Genomic DNA, 17,462 nt, shown 5'->3' with positions numbered 1-17,462 from the left:
AGTTGGCGCTGGGCTCTCGACTTCGCCCCATCTCAGGGCTGAGGTTCCGCTGAACTGGTGAGCTTGACGCGTGCCCGCGTGAGCGGGGCCAGTCTCCAGGTAGGTAACCAGTTACCTACTCGAGTCATGGAGGAGCCGTCAGGCGGAGACCGGCTCACGCTCGGGTGCAGTCGCTGGCGCCGTACGCCGAGTGGTGCGCCGGACGATCAGGTCCTTCAGCCTCATCGACGGCTTCTCGACGAGGTGCCAGGACAGCGCCGCCAGGGCCAGCGTGACGGTCACGACCATCAGCAGGTTGACCGACATCCGCTGCACGCCGAACACGTCGACGACGAGCTGCTGGACCGGGAACGCCCAGAGGTAGAGGCCGTAGGAGAAGTCACCGAAGCGGGCGCTCTGCGCGATGTACGGCGTGCGCGCGAGCCCGATCGTCAGGACGACGTAGGGGACGACCACCGAGGCGACCTCGAGCGCGAGCCCGGGCGCCACCTCGTCGACCAGGAACAGGACTGCCGTGCCGGCGACCGCGATGTCGGTGCGGAAGCGGAACCACGAGAAGCGCTGACCGGCCAGGCGCAGCAGCGCGCCGCCCGCGAAGAAGGCCCACAGGCCGGCCGCGTCGCGGAGCCGCACGCCCCAGAACACCGGCGATTCGTGCTGAGGCACCTCGGCCAGGTGGATCACGACGGCGAGGACGACGAGGGCGCCCAGCGGACGCACGAAGCGCGGGAAGACGAACAGGAACGGCACCGCGGCGTAGCAGAGGAACTCCACGAACAGCGTCCACAGCGAGCCGTTGACCGCCGTCGCGTAGGGGAGGTCCTCCCACACACCGGGCAGCGGGAAGGTCACCAGCAGCTTGATGTTGTTGACGATGTACGTCGCCGTGCCGGGGTTGTCGAAGTACTCCCCCCGCGGCAGCGTCGTCACCAGGGGGCCGATGACCAGGGCGGTCACCAGTACCACCACGATCAGGGCCGGGAAGATCCGCAGGCAGCGCGCCAGCGCATAGGTGACCGGGTTGCGGGTCCGGCTCCAGCTCGCGGTGATGAGGTAACCGCTGATCGCGAAGAAGATCATCACGCCGATGGTCTGGAGCTGGTAGCCCAGGACCACCGGGACGTCGCCCTGGCGGCCCAGCAGCGCATAGCCGTGGCCGAGCACCACCAGCAGGGCGCCGATCAGGCGCAGCGCGTCGAAGTTGTTGGAGCGGCGCTCCGCGGCCGTGACGGGACCCGGGTGCGCCGACGTCGGCGCGGGCAGTGCGCTCACGACACCGTCACCAGGAGCTGCGTCGCGCGGGTGAGCACGACGTAGAGCGTCGCCCGACCTGTGACCGACTCGTCCTCGATCTCCTGCGGACGCACGACCACGATGGCGTCGAACTCGAGACCCTTGGTGTCGAGGCCGGTGAGCACCACGACGCGGTCCTCGCCGCTCGGGGTGACCGACGAGTCGATCGCCGCACGAGCCCCGGCGGCGTCGGACGCCAGCTCGGGCCACGACGCGAGCCAGCCGTTGACCTCGGAGCGCCGGGCGACCGGGACCACGATGCCGACGGTGCCGGAGACCTGGCCCGCGACCGCGAGCACCTCCTCGCGGACCTGGGCCTCCAGGTCGGTGGCCGAGACCTCACGTGGCGGGGTCCCGGTGCGGCGTACGGCGTCGGGCAGGTCGGCGCCGAGTCCGACCCGCTGCGCGTAGGCGGCGGCGAACTCGTAGATCTCGGCCGAGTTGCGGTAGTTGGTCGAGAGGTGGAACTCGTGGGTCTGCTTGCCCTCGAGCGCCTCGGCGCGGGCGGCGGCCGACTCGGCCGGGATCGGCCACGACGACTGCGCGGGGTCGCCGACGATCGTCCAGCTCGCGGTGCGGCCGCGGCGACCGACCATCCGCCACTGCATCGGAGTGAGGTCCTGCGCCTCGTCGATCAGGACGTGGGCATAGCCGTCGTCCTCGATCCGGTGGGTCGGCGGCGCCCAGGCGCGACCGGAGGGGGCGTACTCCCGGTCCGCGGCGGTCGTCAGCTCCTGCAGGTCGACCCCGCCCTCGAGCGCGGTGAGGGTGTCGTCGCGGTCGTGGTCGGCATCGGTCCTGAGCGGCACGTCGCCGAGGGCGTAGCGCAGCTCGTCGATCAGCGGGACGTCCTCCACGGAGAGCCCGTCGGACCAGGACTTCGTGAGCAGGCGCTGCTCCTCGGGGGTGAGGATCCCGTCGGAGACGCGGTGCAGGAACTCCGGGTCGTGCAGCCACGACAGCACCGTCGGCGCGTCGAGCGGCGGCCACCAGGCGGTCGCGAAGTCGACGAAGCGCTGGTCGGAGAGCAGCTCGGAGTTGAAGTACTCCCGGCCCTGCTCGCGACCGCGCTCGCCACGGACCTGGCGCCACAGCGCGTCGAGCAGGGCGTTGGCCACGCGCGGCAGCTGCCGGTTGCGGCGTCCCTGCGACATCAGCTGGCGGCGTACGCGCCCCAGCGTCGCGCGGTCGAGCTTGAGACGGTCGTCGCGCCAGAAGAAGTCGAAGTCGGCCGAGCTGCCGGGCACCTGCTGCCGGGCCGTACGGCGCAGCACCTCCGCCATCCGCGCCGAACCCTTGATGTCGGCGACCGCGGGCTCGTCGTGGCGCGTGGCCCGCAGCCCGTCGACGACCTCGCCGAGGCTGCGCAGCGCGACGGCGGTCTCGCCGAGGCTGGGCAGGACCCGCTCGATGTAGCGCATGAAGACGCCGCTGGGGCCGACGACGAGCACGCCGCCGGACTCGTAGCGGCGACGGTCGGAGTAGAGCAGGAAGGCCGCGCGGTGCAGCGCGACGACGGTCTTGCCGGTGCCGGGGCCGCCGGAGATCGACACGACGCCCTTGCCGGGCGCGCGGATCGCCTTGTCCTGCTCGGCCTGGATGGTGGCGACGATGGAGTGCATGGAGCGGTCGCGGGCGCGGCCGAGCTGGGCCATCAGGGCGCCCTCGCCGATGATGGGGAGGTCGGTCTCGGCGTTCGTGTCGAGCAGCTCGTCCTCGACGCCGACGACGGTGCGGTGCTCGGCGCTCAGCACGCGGCGGCGGATCACGCCCTGCGGCTCGGCAGCGGTCGCCTGGTAGAACACAGAGGCCGCCGGGGCGCGCCAGTCGATGAGCAGGGTGTCGCGGTCGGCGTCGCGCAGGCCGATGCGGCCGATGTAGCGCGGCTCCCGGTCGATCTCGGGGTCGAGGTCGAGGCGCCCGAAGACCAGGCCCTCGTGCGCGGCGTCGAGCTGGGCGATCCGCTTGGCCGCCTGGAAGACCATCGCGTCGCGCTCGACAAGGCCGCCCTCGTGCTCGAGCTTGCCGCGCTCGTGGCCTTCCTTGGCGAGCTGCTGGGCGTTCTTCGCGCTCGCCTCGAGCTGCACGTAGACCCGATCGATATACGCCTGCTCGACCGCGATCTCGCGCTCCACGAGCTGATCACTCACCCGGACATCCCCCAGTCTTCCTCGCGCACGCCACTAGTGCCGCTCATCAAAACGACAGAAGATCAAGACTACCGACTCAGGCCTGCCTGCGCCGACTTCCCGCGGCACTGCGGGTGGTGCGCGTGAGCCGCGTTACTTCTTGCGGCTCAGGAAGGCCGTCATCGACTCGCGCGCCTCGTCGGAGGCGAAGAGCCGGGCCGAGAGGGCAGCCATCTCGGCGCCCTTCGCATCGATGCGGGCGATGAGGTCGGCGTTGAGGATCCGCTTCGACTCGCGCAGGCCCTGGGGGGCACCCGTCGCCAGCGACCGGCAGAGCTCGGCGACCCGCTCGTCGATCGCATCGTCCGGCACGGCCGTCGTCACCAGCCCGTACGCCGCTGCGTCGGCGCCGGAGAAGACCTCGCCGCCGAGCGTGGTCAGCGCGGCCGCGCGGGGGTCCATCCGGTGGTGCACGGTCAGGCTGATGATCGCCGCGGCCAGACCGAGCTTCACCTCGGTCAGCGCGAACGTCGCGGACTCGTTGGCCACCGCGATGTCCGCGGCGGCGACGATCCCGATCCCGCCGGCCCGCACGGCGCCGTACGCCCGCACCACGACGGGCTTGTCCATCGACACGATGAGGCGCTGCAGCTCGACGATGCGGCGAGCGCCCTCCTCCATGCCGTCGGCCGTGGCCTCGGAGAGGTCGGCGCCCGAGCAGAAGACCTTCCCGGACGAGGTGATCAGGACGACCCTGACCTCGTCGTCGGCTGCCGCTGCCTGCAGGTGCCCGAAGAGCTCGGTGACGAGCTGCTTCGACAACGCGTTGCGGTTGTGCGGAGAGTCGAGGGTGATCGTGGCGAGCGGGCCGTCGACGACGTAGTGCACGAGTTCCATGCCCCGCATCCTGCCTCAGGCCACCCATCCAATCCGCGCAGGGCACGGCGCCGAACACCCGATGTGCTGACACGTCTGCTCCACGCCCTGTTCGGCGTCCTCGCCACCCTCGCCGGTGTCGCGGCCGCTCACCTCGTGGCGGCCCTGACCGTCCCGGCGGCCTCGCCCGTCCTCGCCGTCGGATCGACGGTGATCGACCTGACCCCCACCCCGGTCAAGGAGTGGGCGATCAAGAACTTCGGGACCGCCGACAAGCCGATCCTCATCGGCTCGGTCATGCTCGGCGTCCTGGTGCTGGCGGGGATCGCCGGCATCGTCGCCGCGCGCCGCATCACCCTCGGGCTGCTGATGATCGTCGGCCTGGCCGCCCTCGCCGGCGTGCTGGCGATGCTCCGGCCCACCGCCGGTCCGCTGGACCTGCTGCCGAGCGTCGTCGCCGCCGTCGTCGGAGCCGTCGCCCTGTGGTGGCTGCACCGGCTCGAGGAGGCCGGCACCGGAGAGGCCGTGTCCGGGCCCACCCGACGTGGCGTCCTGATCGCGGCCGGCGGCCTGGCGGTCGCCGCTGCGGCGTTCGGCAGCGCCGGACGGTTCGTGGCGTCGTACCGCCTCAAGGGCACCGACATCGAGCTACCCAAGGCGACCGGGCTGGAGAAGCCCCTGCCGACCGGGCTGGAGCAGAAGGTCCCCGGGATCTCCCCGTTCCGGACGCCGACCGCGGACTTCTACCGCGTCGACACCCGCCTCTCGCTGCCGATCGTGGACGCCGAGTCCTGGACGCTGACCATCGACGGTGACGTCGACAAGCAGGTCACGCTCACGCTGGCCGACCTCTACGACCTCGAGGTCATCGAGCGCGACATCACCATGACCTGTGTCTCCAACGACGTCGGCGGGCCCTACATCGGAGCCGCCCGCTGGCTCGGTGTACGCCTCACCGACGTGCTCGACCTCGCCGGCATCGACAACACGTCGGCCGACCAGATCCTGTCGACCGACGTGGACGGGATGACCATCTCGACCCCGCTCGGCGTCGCCACCGACGGTCGCGACGCAATGATCGTCTTCGGCATGAACGGCGAGCCGCTCCCGCGGGAGAACGGCTTCCCGGTCCGGATGGTCGTGCCCGGCCTCTACGGCTTCGTCAGCGCCTGCAAGTGGATCACCAAGATGACGCTCACGACCTACGACGCCGAGCAGGCCTACTGGACCGAGCGCGAGTGGGCCACCGATGCCCCGATCAAGATCTCCAGCCGGATCGACACCCCGAAGCCGTTGTCCAACAACGACCCCGGACGCCTGTTCATCGGCGGTGTCGCCTGGGCGCAGCACGTCGGCATCGACAAGGTCGAGGTCAGCGTCGACGGCGGCGCGTGGCAGACCGCGACGCTCGGTGCGGACGCCGGCAACGACTACTGGCGCCAGTGGTACCTCGAGTGGGACGCCAAGCCCGGCCAGCACTTCCTGGCCTGCCGGGCGACCAACAAGGACGGCGAGCTGCAGACCGCTGCGCGCATGAGCCCCTTCCCCGAGGGCTCCAGCGGCATCCAGCAGATCGCGGTCAACGTCGGCTGAGCCGGCGGCAAAAGTTTTCAAATACGCACCAATCCGCCTCGATCGAGGCAACGAACACCCTCCGGAAACAAACTCCCGGGGCCACCCGCTCTGGAAGCCCCTCACGAAAGGCAGTTCCCCATGAACCGCATTGCCCGCACTTCCGGTCTGGCCGCCATGGCTCTGACGCTGTCCCTCGGTATGGCTGCCTGTGGCGCCGACGAGGAGCCCACCTCCGGTTCCGCCTCCGAGACGACCTCGGAGACCGCTTCCGAGGAGCCCACCACCGAAGAGACCGAGCCCGCCTCCGACGCCGGTGCCGGCACGTTCGGTGAGGGTTGCGCCGCGATCCCGACCGACCCGTCCGACCCGGGCTCCTTCGAGGGCATGGCCACCGAGCCGGTCGCCACCGCCGCCTCCGGCAACCCGCTCCTCAAGACCCTGGTCGCCGCCGTGACCGAGGCCGGTCTCGTCGACACGCTCAACTCGGCCGAGGGCATCACCGTCTTCGCCCCGACCGACGACGCGTTCGCCAAGATCGACAAGAAGACCCTCGACGCCGTGCTGGCCGACAAGGAGACCCTGACGGCGATCCTGACGCACCACGTCGTTGGCGAGACCATCACGCCGGACAACCTGGCCGGCAAGTTCGACACCCTCAACAACGACAAGCTCGTCGTCAAGGGCTCGGGCGAGGCGTTCACCGCCGACAAGGAGGAGAAGGCCAACATCATCTGCGGCAACATCCAGACCGCCAACGCGACGGTGTACGTCATCGACACCGTCATGATGCCCCAGATGTGATTGTCGGATAACCGACACTCAGCAAGGATCTGTCACGTGGACCACTTGAAGTCCGTGCCCGGCGGGGCATCCTCACCAGAGGGTGCCCCGTCGGGGGACGCAGCAGCACGGCTCGCCTTCTTGATGCAGCGGTCAAGCCGCGGCGACGAGGCCGCCTTCGCTGAGCTGTACGACGCCACCTCGGCCCGGGCCTACGGCCTGGCGCTTCGGGTGGTCCGCAACCCCGCTCACGCTGAGGAAGTCCTCCAGGAGGCGTTCCTCGACGCGTGGCGAACCAGCAGTCGCTTCGATCCCACTCGGGGGAGCGCCATCGGCTGGCTGTTGACGATCGTGCACCGCAAGGCAGTCGACCGGGTCCGCTCGGCCGAGGCCTCCACGGCCCGCGATTCGACATACCACCGTGAGAGCCGACCCGTGGAACACGATTCAACGCTCGAAGCCGCCCACGCCTCGCTGGAAGCCCAGCGGGTCCGCGGAGCAGTCGCCGGGCTCACCGCCGTACAACGAGAAGCCGTGGAGCTTGCCTTCTTCGGGGGCTACACACACACAGAAGTGGCAACGATGCTCGACGTTCCTGTCGGCACCGCCAAGACCCGCATCCGGGATGGACTCATCCGGCTGCGCGATGCGATGGGAGTTGGGTCATGAGCGACATTCACAAGCTCACGGGCGCCTACGCCCTCGACGCGGTCGACGACCTCGAACGAGCAGCGTTCGAACGCCACCTCGCCGAGTGCGAGGACTGCCGCGACGAGGTGGCCTCCCTGCGGGAGACCGCCGCGCTGCTGGCCGATTCCGTCGCCGTCACCCCGCCTCCCTCGCTGCGCGCCTCCGTCCTGACCGGCATCACCCACGTCCGGCCGCTCCCTCCGATCGTGGCACCCTCTCGGCGTGCTGCCTGGTTTCCCCTCCTGGTCGCCGCGTCCATCGTCGCCGTCCTCGGCCTGGCTGCTGCTGTCTGGCAGCCATGGACCCCGTCGGACAACCCATCGCTGACCGTCGCCGAGCAGGTTCTCCGCGCTCCCGACGCCCAGTCGGTGAGCATCGACCTCGGCGACAAGGGTCGAGCCACCGTCACGCGGTCCAAGTCGCTGCACAAGGCCGTCATCCGCACCGAGGACATGGCGCCGGCGCCGAGCGGCCAGACCTACCAGCTGTGGCTGCAGCAGCGCGGCGACATGGTCTCTGCCGGCTTGATGGAGGGCGGCACCGAGGAGATCGTCCTGGACGGTGACGCAGCGACCGCCAGCGCCGCCGGTGTGACGATCGAGCCCGCCGGTGGCTCCGAGAAGCCCAACCTCCCGCCCGTCGCACTCTTCGACTTCTCCCAAGCGACATGACCGCCTCGCCCCGGCACATCGGAGTCATCGGCTCCGGTGTCGCTGGCCTGACCGCTGCGTACGTCGCCTCGCGCACCGCCCACGTGACGCTGTTCGAGGCCGACGACCGCCTGGGCGGTCACGCCGACACCCACGTCGTCGAGTCCCCCGACGGCGAGCTGCGCATCGACACCGGCTTCATCGTGCACAACCGCCGGACCTATCCCACGCTGCTGCGCCTGTTCGCCGAGCTCGACATCGCCACCCAGCCCTCCGAGATGTCGCTGTCGGTCTCCGACCAGGGCTCGGGCGTGGAGTACGCCGGCGCCCTGGGCGCCCGCGGGCTCTTCCCGACCCGCTCGGCCCTGACCTCGGCGACCCACTGGCGGATGCTGGCGGAGATCCCGCGGTTCCACCGGCAGGCACGCAAGGTCCTCGCCGCGGCTGCGGATCCGGGATCTCGGGTCGACGACCAGACCCTGCGGGAGTTCCTCGACGCGGGCGGCTTCTCCGCCCACTTCGTGCGGCACTTCATGGAGCCCCTGGTCGCGGCCGTGTGGTCCTGCGATCCCGAGACCTCGCTCGACTACCCCGCCCGCTACCTCTTCACCTTCCTCGAGCACCACGGCATGCTCGGCGTCTTCGGTTCCCCCGAGTGGCGCACGGTCACCGGCGGTTCGGGGACGTACGTCGCCGCCGTCGCCACCCACCTGCAGTCGGTGCGCACCGGCACCAAGATCACCTCGGTGTGCGAGCTGCCCGACGGGGTCGAGGTCACCGACGGCAACGGCCGCGTGCACTCCTTCGACGCGGTCGTCGTCGCCACGCACCCTTCCCAGGCCCTGACGATGCTGGAGTCGCCGAGCCGGGCGCAGTCCGAGGTGCTGGGCGCGCTGCCCTACTCCGCCAACACCGCCCTGCTGCACACCGACACCTCGCTGCTGCCCCAGGCGGTCAACGCCCGATCGAGCTGGAACTTCCAGCGTCCGGCCACGCCCACCGGCCAGGTCACCGTCACCTACGACCTGACCCGCCTTCAGCGCCTGCCCACGTCGACCCACTACCTCGTCACGCTCGGCGGCGAGCACCTCGTCGACCCGGCGTCGGTGATCGAGCGGATGGAGTACGAGCACCCGCTCTACACCCCCGAGTCGGTGGCCGCGCAGCGACGACTGCCCTCGATCGACACCGACCGGGTCGCCTTCGCCGGCGCCTACCACGGCTGGGGATTCCACGAGGACGGCGCGCGCTCCGGCCTGGCGGCCGCGACCCGGCTCGGGCTCACGTGGCCCGTCGCACAAGCCACCTCCGTCCAACCGGTCGAGCCCGGCCTGTTCCGCACCACGGTCCGGCACACCCGGCGCACACCCTTCAAGCGCACCTTCGAGAACCGCTCCCACCTGTGGCTGGTCGACCTCGACGACCTGCCCGACCGCGGCCCGCTCGCCCGGTTCGAGGCGCGCGACCACCTGGGCTCGCCGACGTCGTCGATCCGCGCCAACGTCGAGGAGTTCCTCGCGCTGCACGACATCGACGTCACCGGCGGCCAGATCGTGATGGCCGCCAACCCCCGCTCGCTGGGCTACTGCTTCAACCCCATCTCCGTCTTCTGGTGCTTCGACGCCACGGGCGCGCAGGCGGCAGCGGTGGTCGAGGTGCACAACACGTACGGCGACCGGCACGCCTACCTCGTCCGGCCCGACGGCCAGGGCCGAGCCCGGACCGACAAGGCGATGTACGTCTCGCCGTTCCACGGCGTCGACGGCCACTACGAGCTCGCGATCCCCGTCCCGAACACCCGCCTCGACATCGCCGTCACCCTGCACACCGACGACGGCTCGCCCTTCGCAGCGAGCGTCACCGGCGAGCGCGTCGAGTCGGCGCAGGACGGACGCGGTCGCTGGGCCGGTGCCTGGCGATCCGCCGGTGCTGCCCTGCGCGGCAGCGCCCTGATCCGGCTCCACGGCATCTGGCTGTGGGCTCGCCGGCTCCCGATCCACCCCCGACCGGCCCACCACCAGCCACTCGTGGACGAGCGTGCCCACTCCGCCGCCACCCTGCAGCCCGAAGAAGGTGTCCGATGACGGACCTGGCCAACAACCCCGCCCACACGCCCCAGCACACCCCGACCCACCGGGCCGACGAGCCGAGCTCCCGGCACCCCGGCCTCGAGCCGGTGCGCACCGGCCCGCGCACGACCGTGTCGGCAGCCGTCGCGCGCCGGCTGTTCGCCGCCGCGATCCGCCGCCTCGACGTGCTCGTCGAGGAGGCGCCCAACAGCCGCGGCATCGGGCGCACCTTCGGCCGCGGTGGTCCGCGGATGGTGATCCACCGTCCCGAGGAGTTCTACGCACGCGTCGGCCGGGACGGGCTCATCGGCTTCGGCGAGGCCTACCTCACCGGCGCCTGGGACACCGACGACCTGGCCGCCTTCCTGACCGTGCCGGCGGCCCGGATCGCGACCCTGATCCCCGAGTCGCTGCAACGGGCGCGCGCCTTCGTCACCCACCGGACCCCGAGCCACCAGCGGAGCACCGAGGACAACAGCCAGGCCAACATCGCCCATCACTACGACTTGTCGAACGAGCTCTTCGCGCTCTTCCTCGACGAGACATTGAGCTATTCGTCCGCCCTGTTCACCACCTCCTTCGTCGCCGGGCCCGACGGTCCGGACCACCTGGTCGCCACTCCACCAGCGACCACCGACAACGCAGCTGCCGCGACAGCGCTCGTCCACAGTCCCGACTTCGCCGAGGCACAGGCGCGCAAGATCGAGCGTCTCCTCGACGAGGCCGCCGTGACCGCGGGCAGCCGGGTCCTGGAGATCGGCACCGGCTGGGGTGAGCTGGCGATCCGCGCAGCGCGCCGCGGTGCGCACGTCCACTCGATCACCCTGTCGGTCGAGCAGCTCGAGCTCGCCGAGCGGCGCGTCGCCGACGCCGGCCTCAGCGACCTGGTCCGGATCGAGCTGCTGGACTACCGCGCGCTCTCGGCGCCGGAGTTCGCGGCGGCGTACGACGCGATCCTCAGCGTGGAGATGATCGAGGCCGTGGGCCACGAGTTCTGGGGCACCTACTTCCAGACCATCGACCACGCTCTCGCGCCGGGCGGGCGCGTCGCGATCCAGGCGATCACGATGCCGCACGACCGGATGCTCGCCACCCGCGGCACCCAGACGTGGATCAACAAGTACGTCTTCCCCGGTGGCTTCCTGCCCAGCGTGCGGGTCATCGACGAGATCACCTCCGCCCAGACCGCCCTGCGTCGCACCGGGCTGCTGGAGTTCGGCAGCCACTACGCCGAGACCCTGCGGCGCTGGGACGAGCTGTTCCTCGCGCGCCGCGACGAGGTGCTCGCGCTCGGCTTCGACGACCAGTTCATGCGGATGTGGCACTTCTACCTCGCCTACTCCCGCGCCGGCTTCGCCAGCGGCTACATCAACGTCCAGCAGCTGACGTTCACCAAGGGAGGCGCCCGATGACGACGACCACCGCGCGGCCCACCCTGACCCGGGCCGGCATCGCGCAGCGGCTGGCCGAGGCCGCGCGTCCCTTCATCGGCGGCGACCTCCCGGTGCGCCTGCAGGTGTGGGACGGCTCCGTCGCCGGGCCCGCCGACGCCCCGCTGGTCGTGCTCCGCTCCCCCGACGCACTGCGCCGCCTGCTGTGGCACCCGGGCGAGCTCGGCGCCGCACAGGCCTACGTCACCGGCGACCTCGACGTCCCCGCGCAGGACGGCTGGGACCTCGACTCCGTCCTGACCCACGCGTTCGCCGTCGGCCAGGAGCGCGGTCTTGCGGGCGTACGCCGATCGCCGGGCGCCTTCGTCAACGCCCTGCGCGCAGCCGCCGGCCTGGGCGTGCTCGGCCTCCCGCCGAAGCTGCCCGCGAGCCAGGCGCGCGTCAAGGGTCGCCTGCACAGCGCGATCCGCGACCGCCGCGCGATCAGCCACCACTACGACCTGAGCAACGAGTTCTACTCCCTGGTCCTCGACCCGGCCATGGCCTACAGCTGCGGCTACCACGAGACCCCGGACGCCACCCTCGAGCAGGCGCAGCGCGCCAAGCTCGACCTGGTCTGCCGCAAGCTCGGTCTCGAGCCCGGCATGCGGATGTTGGACGTCGGCTGCGGCTGGGGCTCGCTGTCCCTGCACGCGGCGGAGCACTTCGGCGCCCAGGTCACCGGCGTGACGATCGCGGCCGAGCAGAAGAAGTTCATCGATGCCCGGATCGCCGAGCGCGGTCTGGGTGACCGGGTCGAGATCCGCCTGCAGGACTACCGCTCGGTCCCCGAGAAGGACCACTTCGACGCCGTCGGCTCCCTGGAGATGGGTGAGCACGTCGGCGAGGCCAACTACCCGACGTACGTCGACGTGCTGCGCCGCGCGGTCAAGCCGGGCGGTCGGGTGCTGGTCCAGCAGATGTCGCGCTCCGGCAGGCAGGGCGGTCGCCACCCCGGCGGCGGTCCCTTCATCGAGTCGTTCATCGCCCCCGACATGCACATGCGACCGGTGGGCGAGACAGTCGCGCACCTGGAGCACGGGGGTCTCGAGGTGCGCGACGTGCACGGCCTGCGCGAGCACTACGTGCAGACGGTGGCAGGGTGGCTCGAGCGCTTCGAGACCAACCTGCCACGGCTCACCGAGCTGGTCGGCGAGGAGGTCGTGCGGGTGTGGCGGCTCTACCTCGTCGGCGGCTCGATGGCCTTCCGGGACGGGCGCATGGGGGTCGACCAGATCCTCATGGTGCGCCCGGGCGCGGTCCACACGCTGCCGGCGAAGCGCGCCTGGTGAGAGCCCTTCATGGGTGACCTCACCATGCTCGCCGCTGCTGGTATCGATCTGCTGATCTGCATCGTGGCGATGGGGCTTGCCGCGTGGGTCAGCTGGCGGGTGGGCCGCGTCTCGGTGGTCGACGTCGTCTGGGGACTGGCGTTCGTCGCCGTCGCCGTCGTGCTGGCGGTCGTCTCCGGACAGTGGCTCTCGGCCCTGCTCGCGGTCCTGGTCACGATCTGGGGCACGCGGCTGGCCCTGCACATCCACCGTCGCTCGCGCGGCCACGGCGAGGACCCGCGCTATGCCGCGCTGATCGGCGACGCCGGGTTCGCCACGGTGATCGGCAAGGTCTTCGTGGTCCAGGGGCTCGCGGTGTTCGTCGTCTCCCTGCCGCTCATGACCGCGGCGGCGTACGACGTCCGCTGGCCGTGGCTGGTCGCCGTCGGTGTGGTCGTGTGGCTGGTCGGCCTGGTGTTCGAGGCCGTGGGCGACGCGCAGCTGGCGGCGTACAAGCGGCTGCCCCGCGACGAGAAGCCGCCGGTCATGCAGACCGGCCTGTGGCGCTACACGCGCCACCCCAACTACTTCGGCGACGCGTGCGTCTGGTGGGGCATCTGGCTGGCCGGGGCGTTGTCGCTCGGCTGGCTGCCCGGCCTGCTCACGATCGTGGCGCCGCTCGCGATGACCTACTTCCTGGCCTTCGCCACCGGGGCGCGGCTGCTCGAGCGGACGATGATGCAGCGACCGGGTTATCCGGAGTACGCCGCGCGGACCTCGATGCTCGTGCCGCTGCCGCCCCGCGGCTGATCACGCGGCCGCCGCACTCCCCCGTGGTGGCCGTCCCGGGTTTCATTTCTGCCGGTCCTCCTCGGCGCTCAGCGTCGCGGGACAGGGCACACTCGAGGGATGGACGCCGTCGAGGCCGCCTTCGCTGCCCACCCCCGCGTGGACTTCCTGCCCGCCCACGCGCGCTCGCAGGCCTCCTTCGACGGCCCGCTGCGGATCGCCGCCGGCCAGACCAACTCACAACCCCGCACGGTGGCCGACATGCTGCGGCTGCTCGAGGTCAGCGCCGGTCAGCGGGTGCTCGACGTCGGCAGTGGTTCGGGCTGGACCACGGCCCTGCTCGCCCACCTCGTCGGGCCGACCGGTGAGGTCGTCGGGGTCGAGCTCGAACCGGAGCTCGTCCGGTTCGGCCGGGCCAACCTCGCGGCGACCGACCAGCCGTGGGCCTCGATCAGCCAGGCGAGCGAGGGCGTGCTGGGGGCGCCCGACCGGGCGCCGTACGACCGGATCCTGGTCTCCGCCGAGCCCGACCAGCTGCCGGCGTCGCTGGTCGACCAGCTCGCCGACACCGGGGTCATGGTCATCCCGGTCGCGGGGATCATGCTGCGCGTCATCAACCCTGGCGGGCTCGTGACCGAGCACGGGCGCTACAACTTCGTGCCGCTGCGGTGATCACTCAGCTTCGGGCTGGTCCTTCTGCTGCTCGCGCTTCTTCTGCTGCTCGTAGCGACGGCGCTGCTCCTCCGCGCGCTCGCGCACCTTCTTCAAGAAGTCCTCGTCCTTGACCGGGTCCTTCGGCATCGCGCGACCGGGACGGTCGTACTCCGGGAACGCCGGCGCAGGTCCGGGCCGCGGGCCGGCGACGACCGGGCGACCGGCCACCAGCCAGGCGATCGAGCCCGCGAGCGGGAAGAACAGGATGAGCAGGATCCACCACAGCTTCGGCAGGTTGCGCATGCGCGACTCATCGGTGGAGACGGCCTCGATCAGGCACCACACCATGAGGATGATGCTCACGATCGAGAGCAGCGCGTAGAGCTTGAACACGAGGACAGCATGAGCCCTCGGACCACTCACCGCCAGCGAACGCACCACCCGGTTAGCGTGGCGCCGTGGAGCTGAGCGCGCGCGAGGACGTCAACCGCCGGATGCTCCGCGCGCGCGACGAGATGGACCGCCGCTACGCCGAGCCCCTCGACGTCCCCACGCTCGCGGCGATCGCCCACCTGAGCGCGTCGCAGTTCGGCCGCGTCTTCAAGGAGGTGTACGGCGAGACGCCCCACCGCTACCTGCAGCGGCGTCGCGTCGAGCGGGCGATGACGCTGCTGCGGCAGACGGACCGGCCGGTGACCGACATCGCGTGGGACGTCGGCTTCGCCAGCCTCGGCACCTTCAGCCGCACCTTCTCCACGGTCGTCGGTTCCTCACCGTCGGAGTTCCGGGTGCGGCACGAGCCGGTGCACGTCCCGACCTGCTTCATCGCCGCGTGGACGCGACCGCGGGAGGCTGCGGCAGGGACAGCGGTTTCGGAGAAGCAGACCGACCGCCCTGCCCCCTAGCGTCCTCGTCATGACCACCAACCACATCACCGCCATCAGCCTCAAGAGCCTCCCGGTCCTCGACCAGGACGAGGCGCTCGCCTTCTACACCGAGCTCCTCGGCTTCGAGGTCCGCAACGACATCGACCTCGGCTTCATGCGCTGGCTCACCATCGGCCTCCCCGGCGCGGACGTCCAGCTGCTCCTGGAGCTCGTCGGCGGGCCGCAGCACGACGCCGCCACCGCCGCCCAGGTGCGCGAGCTCGTCACCAAGGGCGCCCTGGGCGGACTGTTCCTCACGAGCAGCGACATCCACGCGACGTACGCCGCACTCGACGCCGCCGGTGTCGAGATCACCCAGGAGCCGGTCGAGCAGCCCTACGGCACCGACATCGGCATCCGCGACCCCTTCGGCAACCCCGTGCGGATCAGCCAGCCCGCCGCGCTCACGTCCGACCAGATCCAGGAGAAGTACGACGGCGCACCGGCGTGATCGGGGTTTCGTGACGGCGCTGGCGCGCCTCCTCGACCGCCGAGGTCGGAGGTTGAGGAGGTCGCGCAGCGACCGTCACGAGACCGCAGGGCGCTCCACCTGCGCCGCCAGGGTGACCGGCGCCTGCAGGCAGTAGGAGTCGGTGAGCAGCTCGCCCAGCTCGGTCCAGTCGGTGTCGTCGTCGAGCAGCATCCCGACGACGTTGGCGCCCCAGCCGGAGCGGAAGTAGGGATCGCCGAGGTGCTCGAAGGCCATCACCTCGTCGGGCTCGGCGCGGAACGTGATCCGGAACAGCTGGTCCTCGCCGCCGAAGACGTGGGCGATCGTCGCCTGCCCGACGCGCCAGCGGGTGCCGACCCAGGCCGGCTCCTCGCGGCACTCCGGCAGCGCGCACAGGATCGAGCTCAGCCGCCGCACCCACTCCTCGGGCACGAGCGGACGGTCCTTCGGCGCCATGGGCCACAGCGTAGGAGAGGCCACCGACAGCGCCCGGGTCGACATGTGCGAGCGCTAGTCCGCGCGTACGGCGAGAGCCACCCCACCCACGAGCTACCGAACAGTCAGGGGGTCTGCGGGTGGGCGGATTCATATGGTCGAAGCAACGCTTGAAGGAGCGTTGTATGCCGAAGAGTTTCCCGCCAGAGGTTCGCGAGGCGTTTGTGGAGTTGATCTGCGGTGGGGTTTCCCTTCGCCAGGCCGCTGAGCGCACTGGGGTGTCGAGCACCCAGGCCGTGGTGTGGTGGAGCCAGTCTGGCCACATGAACTTGCGCTTGGTGTTCGGTCCTCATGGTGGCCTTGGGGCTGTCGCGCCGTTGGTCGCCGTCGTGGGAGGGGTGCGGCGGCAGTTGTCGATCGATGACCGTGCGGAGATTGCCGTTGGGGTTTCTCAAGGGTGGACTCTGCAACGCATCGCCGACTCGATTGGTCGTGACCGGTCGGTGGTGTGTCGCGAGATCCGGCGCAACCGGAGCCCGGACGGTGTCTACCGGGCGAGCGTGGCTCACCGCGCCGCTGCCGGCCGTCGTCCGCGGCCGAAGACGAGCAAGCTCACTGCCAACCCCGGTCTGTGTCGTCGGATCGAGGAGTGGATGGATGACGGCTGGTCGCCCAGATTGATCAGCCAGATGCTCGCGGCCGATGCGGCCAGCGACACTGAGCGGGTGAGTCACGAGACGATCTACCAGGCCTTGTATGTGCAGACCCGTGGGTCGCTGCGCGTTGATCTGCACCGCTGTCTGAGCCTGAAGCGGGCCCGTCGCAAGGCGCACGGCAGCACCCGGAACCCGGCCAGCCCGTACAAGGAGGCCTTCAAGATCAGCGAACGCCCAGCCGAGGTGGCTGACCGGGCGGTGCCGGGTCACTGGGAAGGTGACCTGATCATGGGCGGGACCGCCACGGGTTCGGCGATCGGGACGCTGGTCGAGCGCTCGACCCGGTTCACGATCTTGTTGCACCTGCCCGGTCGGCATGACTCGAACTCGGTGGCCGAGGCGATGATCCGTGAGATGGGCAAGTTGCCTGAGCACTTGCGCCGCTCGGTCACTTGGGATCGCGGTGTTGAGCTCGCCAGGTACGCCGATATCCAGACCGCTTTGGACCTGAAGTTGTACTTCTGCGACCCGCACTCACCGTGGCAGCGGGGCACGAACGAGAACACCAACCGGCTGTTGAGGCACTGGTTCGAGAAGGGCAGCGATCTCTCGATCCATACTGCCGAGGACCTGGCCCGGATCGCGGCCAAGCTCAACGCACGACCCCGTCCGACCCTGGACCTGCACACCCCGGCCCAGAAGCTGAACGAGCTGCTGCAACAGGCAGCAGCTTGACCGAATTGCTTCGACCGATTGACATTGCCGTGCGGCGGACCCTCGTACTGTTC

Annotated in this window: 17 protein-coding genes; 12 read left to right on the top strand and 5 right to left on the bottom strand. The window is 70.5% G+C overall.

Annotated elements, in window-relative coordinates:
• Positions 1-138: 138 nt before the first annotated feature.
• From C9J87_RS07920 to C9J87_RS07910, 3 genes are all read right to left on the bottom strand, one after another.
• Positions 139-1,272, bottom strand: a complete 1,134-nt coding sequence (locus tag C9J87_RS07920; protein ID WP_107705175.1) for an acyltransferase family protein — start codon at positions 1,270-1,272, stop codon at positions 139-141.
• Positions 1,269-3,443 (bottom strand): HelD family protein, encoded by a 2,175-nt coding sequence (locus C9J87_RS07915; RefSeq protein WP_107705174.1) that lies wholly within the window; start codon positions 3,441-3,443, stop codon positions 1,269-1,271. The genes C9J87_RS07920 and C9J87_RS07915 overlap by 4 nt, the downstream gene beginning before the upstream one ends.
• A 132-nt stretch (positions 3,444-3,575) precedes the next feature.
• Positions 3,576-4,319 (bottom strand): enoyl-CoA hydratase family protein, encoded by a 744-nt coding sequence (locus tag C9J87_RS07910; RefSeq protein ID WP_332871069.1) that lies wholly within the window; start codon positions 4,317-4,319, stop codon positions 3,576-3,578.
• 63 nt (positions 4,320-4,382) lie between these two features.
• Here C9J87_RS07910 and C9J87_RS07905 point away from each other — a divergent pair, with 63 nt between their 5' ends.
• From C9J87_RS07905 to C9J87_RS07865, 9 genes are all read left to right on the top strand, one after another.
• Entirely contained in the window at positions 4,383-5,891 is a 1,509-nt protein-coding gene (locus tag C9J87_RS07905; protein WP_107705172.1) for a molybdopterin-dependent oxidoreductase, read from the top strand.
• Between the two features lie 120 nt (positions 5,892-6,011).
• Positions 6,012-6,674, top strand: coding sequence for a fasciclin domain-containing protein (locus C9J87_RS07900; protein ID WP_036491348.1), 663 nt, complete (start codon positions 6,012-6,014; stop codon positions 6,672-6,674).
• A 36-nt stretch (positions 6,675-6,710) separates the two neighbouring features.
• A complete protein-coding gene (gene sigK / locus C9J87_RS07895; protein WP_036491350.1) occupies positions 6,711-7,322 on the top strand; it encodes an ECF RNA polymerase sigma factor SigK in 612 nt (203 codons plus the stop codon).
• Complete coding sequence (locus C9J87_RS07890; protein WP_010834427.1) at positions 7,319-8,014, top strand: anti-sigma factor; 696 nt, start codon at positions 7,319-7,321, stop codon at positions 8,012-8,014. Before sigK ends, C9J87_RS07890 begins: the two co-directional genes overlap by 4 nt.
• Entirely contained in the window at positions 8,011-10,077 is a 2,067-nt protein-coding gene (locus C9J87_RS07885) for an FAD-dependent oxidoreductase (RefSeq protein ID WP_107705171.1), read from the top strand. The genes C9J87_RS07890 and C9J87_RS07885 overlap by 4 nt, the downstream gene beginning before the upstream one ends.
• A complete protein-coding gene (locus C9J87_RS07880; RefSeq protein WP_107705170.1) occupies positions 10,074-11,474 on the top strand; it encodes an SAM-dependent methyltransferase in 1,401 nt (466 codons plus the stop codon). The genes C9J87_RS07885 and C9J87_RS07880 overlap by 4 nt, the downstream gene beginning before the upstream one ends.
• A complete protein-coding gene (locus tag C9J87_RS07875; RefSeq protein ID WP_107705169.1) occupies positions 11,471-12,784 on the top strand; it encodes an SAM-dependent methyltransferase in 1,314 nt (437 codons plus the stop codon). Before C9J87_RS07880 ends, C9J87_RS07875 begins: the two co-directional genes overlap by 4 nt.
• A 9-nt stretch (positions 12,785-12,793) precedes the next feature.
• Positions 12,794-13,573, top strand: a complete 780-nt coding sequence (locus C9J87_RS07870) for a DUF1295 domain-containing protein (RefSeq protein WP_010834431.1) — start codon at positions 12,794-12,796, stop codon at positions 13,571-13,573.
• 99 nt (positions 13,574-13,672) lie between these two features.
• On the top strand, positions 13,673-14,224 hold the full coding sequence (locus C9J87_RS07865; RefSeq protein WP_010834432.1) for a protein-L-isoaspartate O-methyltransferase family protein: 552 nt from the start codon (positions 13,673-13,675) through the stop codon (positions 14,222-14,224).
• Here the strand turns inward: C9J87_RS07865 and C9J87_RS07860 are convergent, their stop codons facing one another.
• The gene (locus tag C9J87_RS07860) at positions 14,225-14,599 is read right to left on the bottom strand and encodes a PLD nuclease N-terminal domain-containing protein (RefSeq protein ID WP_010834433.1); all 375 of its coding nucleotides are present in this window, start codon (positions 14,597-14,599) and stop codon (positions 14,225-14,227) included.
• A gap of 65 nt (positions 14,600-14,664) precedes the next feature.
• Here C9J87_RS07860 and C9J87_RS07855 point away from each other — a divergent pair, with 65 nt between their 5' ends.
• Together C9J87_RS07855 and C9J87_RS07850 are read left to right on the top strand one after the other, a co-directional pair.
• Positions 14,665-15,111: a helix-turn-helix domain-containing protein gene (locus C9J87_RS07855; RefSeq protein ID WP_010834434.1), complete on the top strand. Its 447-nt coding sequence runs from the start codon at positions 14,665-14,667 to the stop codon at positions 15,109-15,111.
• Between the two features lie 10 nt (positions 15,112-15,121).
• Complete coding sequence (locus C9J87_RS07850) at positions 15,122-15,583, top strand: VOC family protein (protein ID WP_010834435.1); 462 nt, start codon at positions 15,122-15,124, stop codon at positions 15,581-15,583.
• A gap of 75 nt (positions 15,584-15,658) precedes the next feature.
• On the opposite strand, the gene C9J87_RS07845 is transcribed toward C9J87_RS07850, so the two are convergent.
• Positions 15,659-16,039, bottom strand: coding sequence for an MmcQ/YjbR family DNA-binding protein (locus C9J87_RS07845; RefSeq protein WP_107705168.1), 381 nt, complete (start codon positions 16,037-16,039; stop codon positions 15,659-15,661).
• A 164-nt stretch (positions 16,040-16,203) separates the two neighbouring features.
• Here C9J87_RS07845 and C9J87_RS07840 point away from each other — a divergent pair, with 164 nt between their 5' ends.
• Positions 16,204-17,409, top strand: coding sequence for an IS30 family transposase (locus C9J87_RS07840; RefSeq protein ID WP_107705167.1), 1,206 nt, complete (start codon positions 16,204-16,206; stop codon positions 17,407-17,409).
• Positions 17,410-17,462 lie beyond the last annotated feature (53 nt).

Origin of the sequence: Nocardioides allogilvus (genome assembly GCF_003047285.1) — a bacterium.
GTDB classification, from domain to species: domain Bacteria; phylum Actinomycetota; class Actinomycetes; order Propionibacteriales; family Nocardioidaceae; genus Nocardioides; species Nocardioides allogilvus.
Note: the sequence above shows the minus strand (reverse complement) of the source record. Positions and strands in the feature narration are given on the sequence as shown.

What these genes read in the sequence shown, in the direction of transcription:
- C9J87_RS07850 (WP_010834435.1), top strand. Translation starts at nt 15,122, where the DNA reads ATGACCACCAACCACATCACCGCCATCAGCCTCAAGAGCCTCCCGGTC.
- C9J87_RS07865 (WP_010834432.1), top strand. Translation starts at nt 13,673, where the DNA reads ATGGACGCCGTCGAGGCCGCCTTCGCTGCCCACCCCCGCGTGGACTTC.
- C9J87_RS07870 (WP_010834431.1), top strand. Translation starts at nt 12,794, where the DNA reads ATGGGTGACCTCACCATGCTCGCCGCTGCTGGTATCGATCTGCTGATC.
- C9J87_RS07885 (WP_107705171.1), top strand. Translation starts at nt 8,011, where the DNA reads ATGACCGCCTCGCCCCGGCACATCGGAGTCATCGGCTCCGGTGTCGCT.
- C9J87_RS07880 (WP_107705170.1), top strand. Translation starts at nt 10,074, where the DNA reads ATGACGGACCTGGCCAACAACCCCGCCCACACGCCCCAGCACACCCCG.
- C9J87_RS07900 (WP_036491348.1), top strand. Translation starts at nt 6,012, where the DNA reads ATGAACCGCATTGCCCGCACTTCCGGTCTGGCCGCCATGGCTCTGACG.
- C9J87_RS07840 (WP_107705167.1), top strand. Translation starts at nt 16,204, where the DNA reads ATGCCGAAGAGTTTCCCGCCAGAGGTTCGCGAGGCGTTTGTGGAGTTG.
- C9J87_RS07875 (WP_107705169.1), top strand. Translation starts at nt 11,471, where the DNA reads ATGACGACGACCACCGCGCGGCCCACCCTGACCCGGGCCGGCATCGCG.
- C9J87_RS07890 (WP_010834427.1), top strand. Translation starts at nt 7,319, where the DNA reads ATGAGCGACATTCACAAGCTCACGGGCGCCTACGCCCTCGACGCGGTC.
- C9J87_RS07845 (WP_107705168.1), bottom strand. Translation starts at nt 16,039, where the DNA reads ATGGCGCCGAAGGACCGTCCGCTCGTGCCCGAGGAGTGGGTGCGGCGG.
- C9J87_RS07910 (WP_332871069.1), bottom strand. Translation starts at nt 4,319, where the DNA reads ATGGAACTCGTGCACTACGTCGTCGACGGCCCGCTCGCCACGATCACC.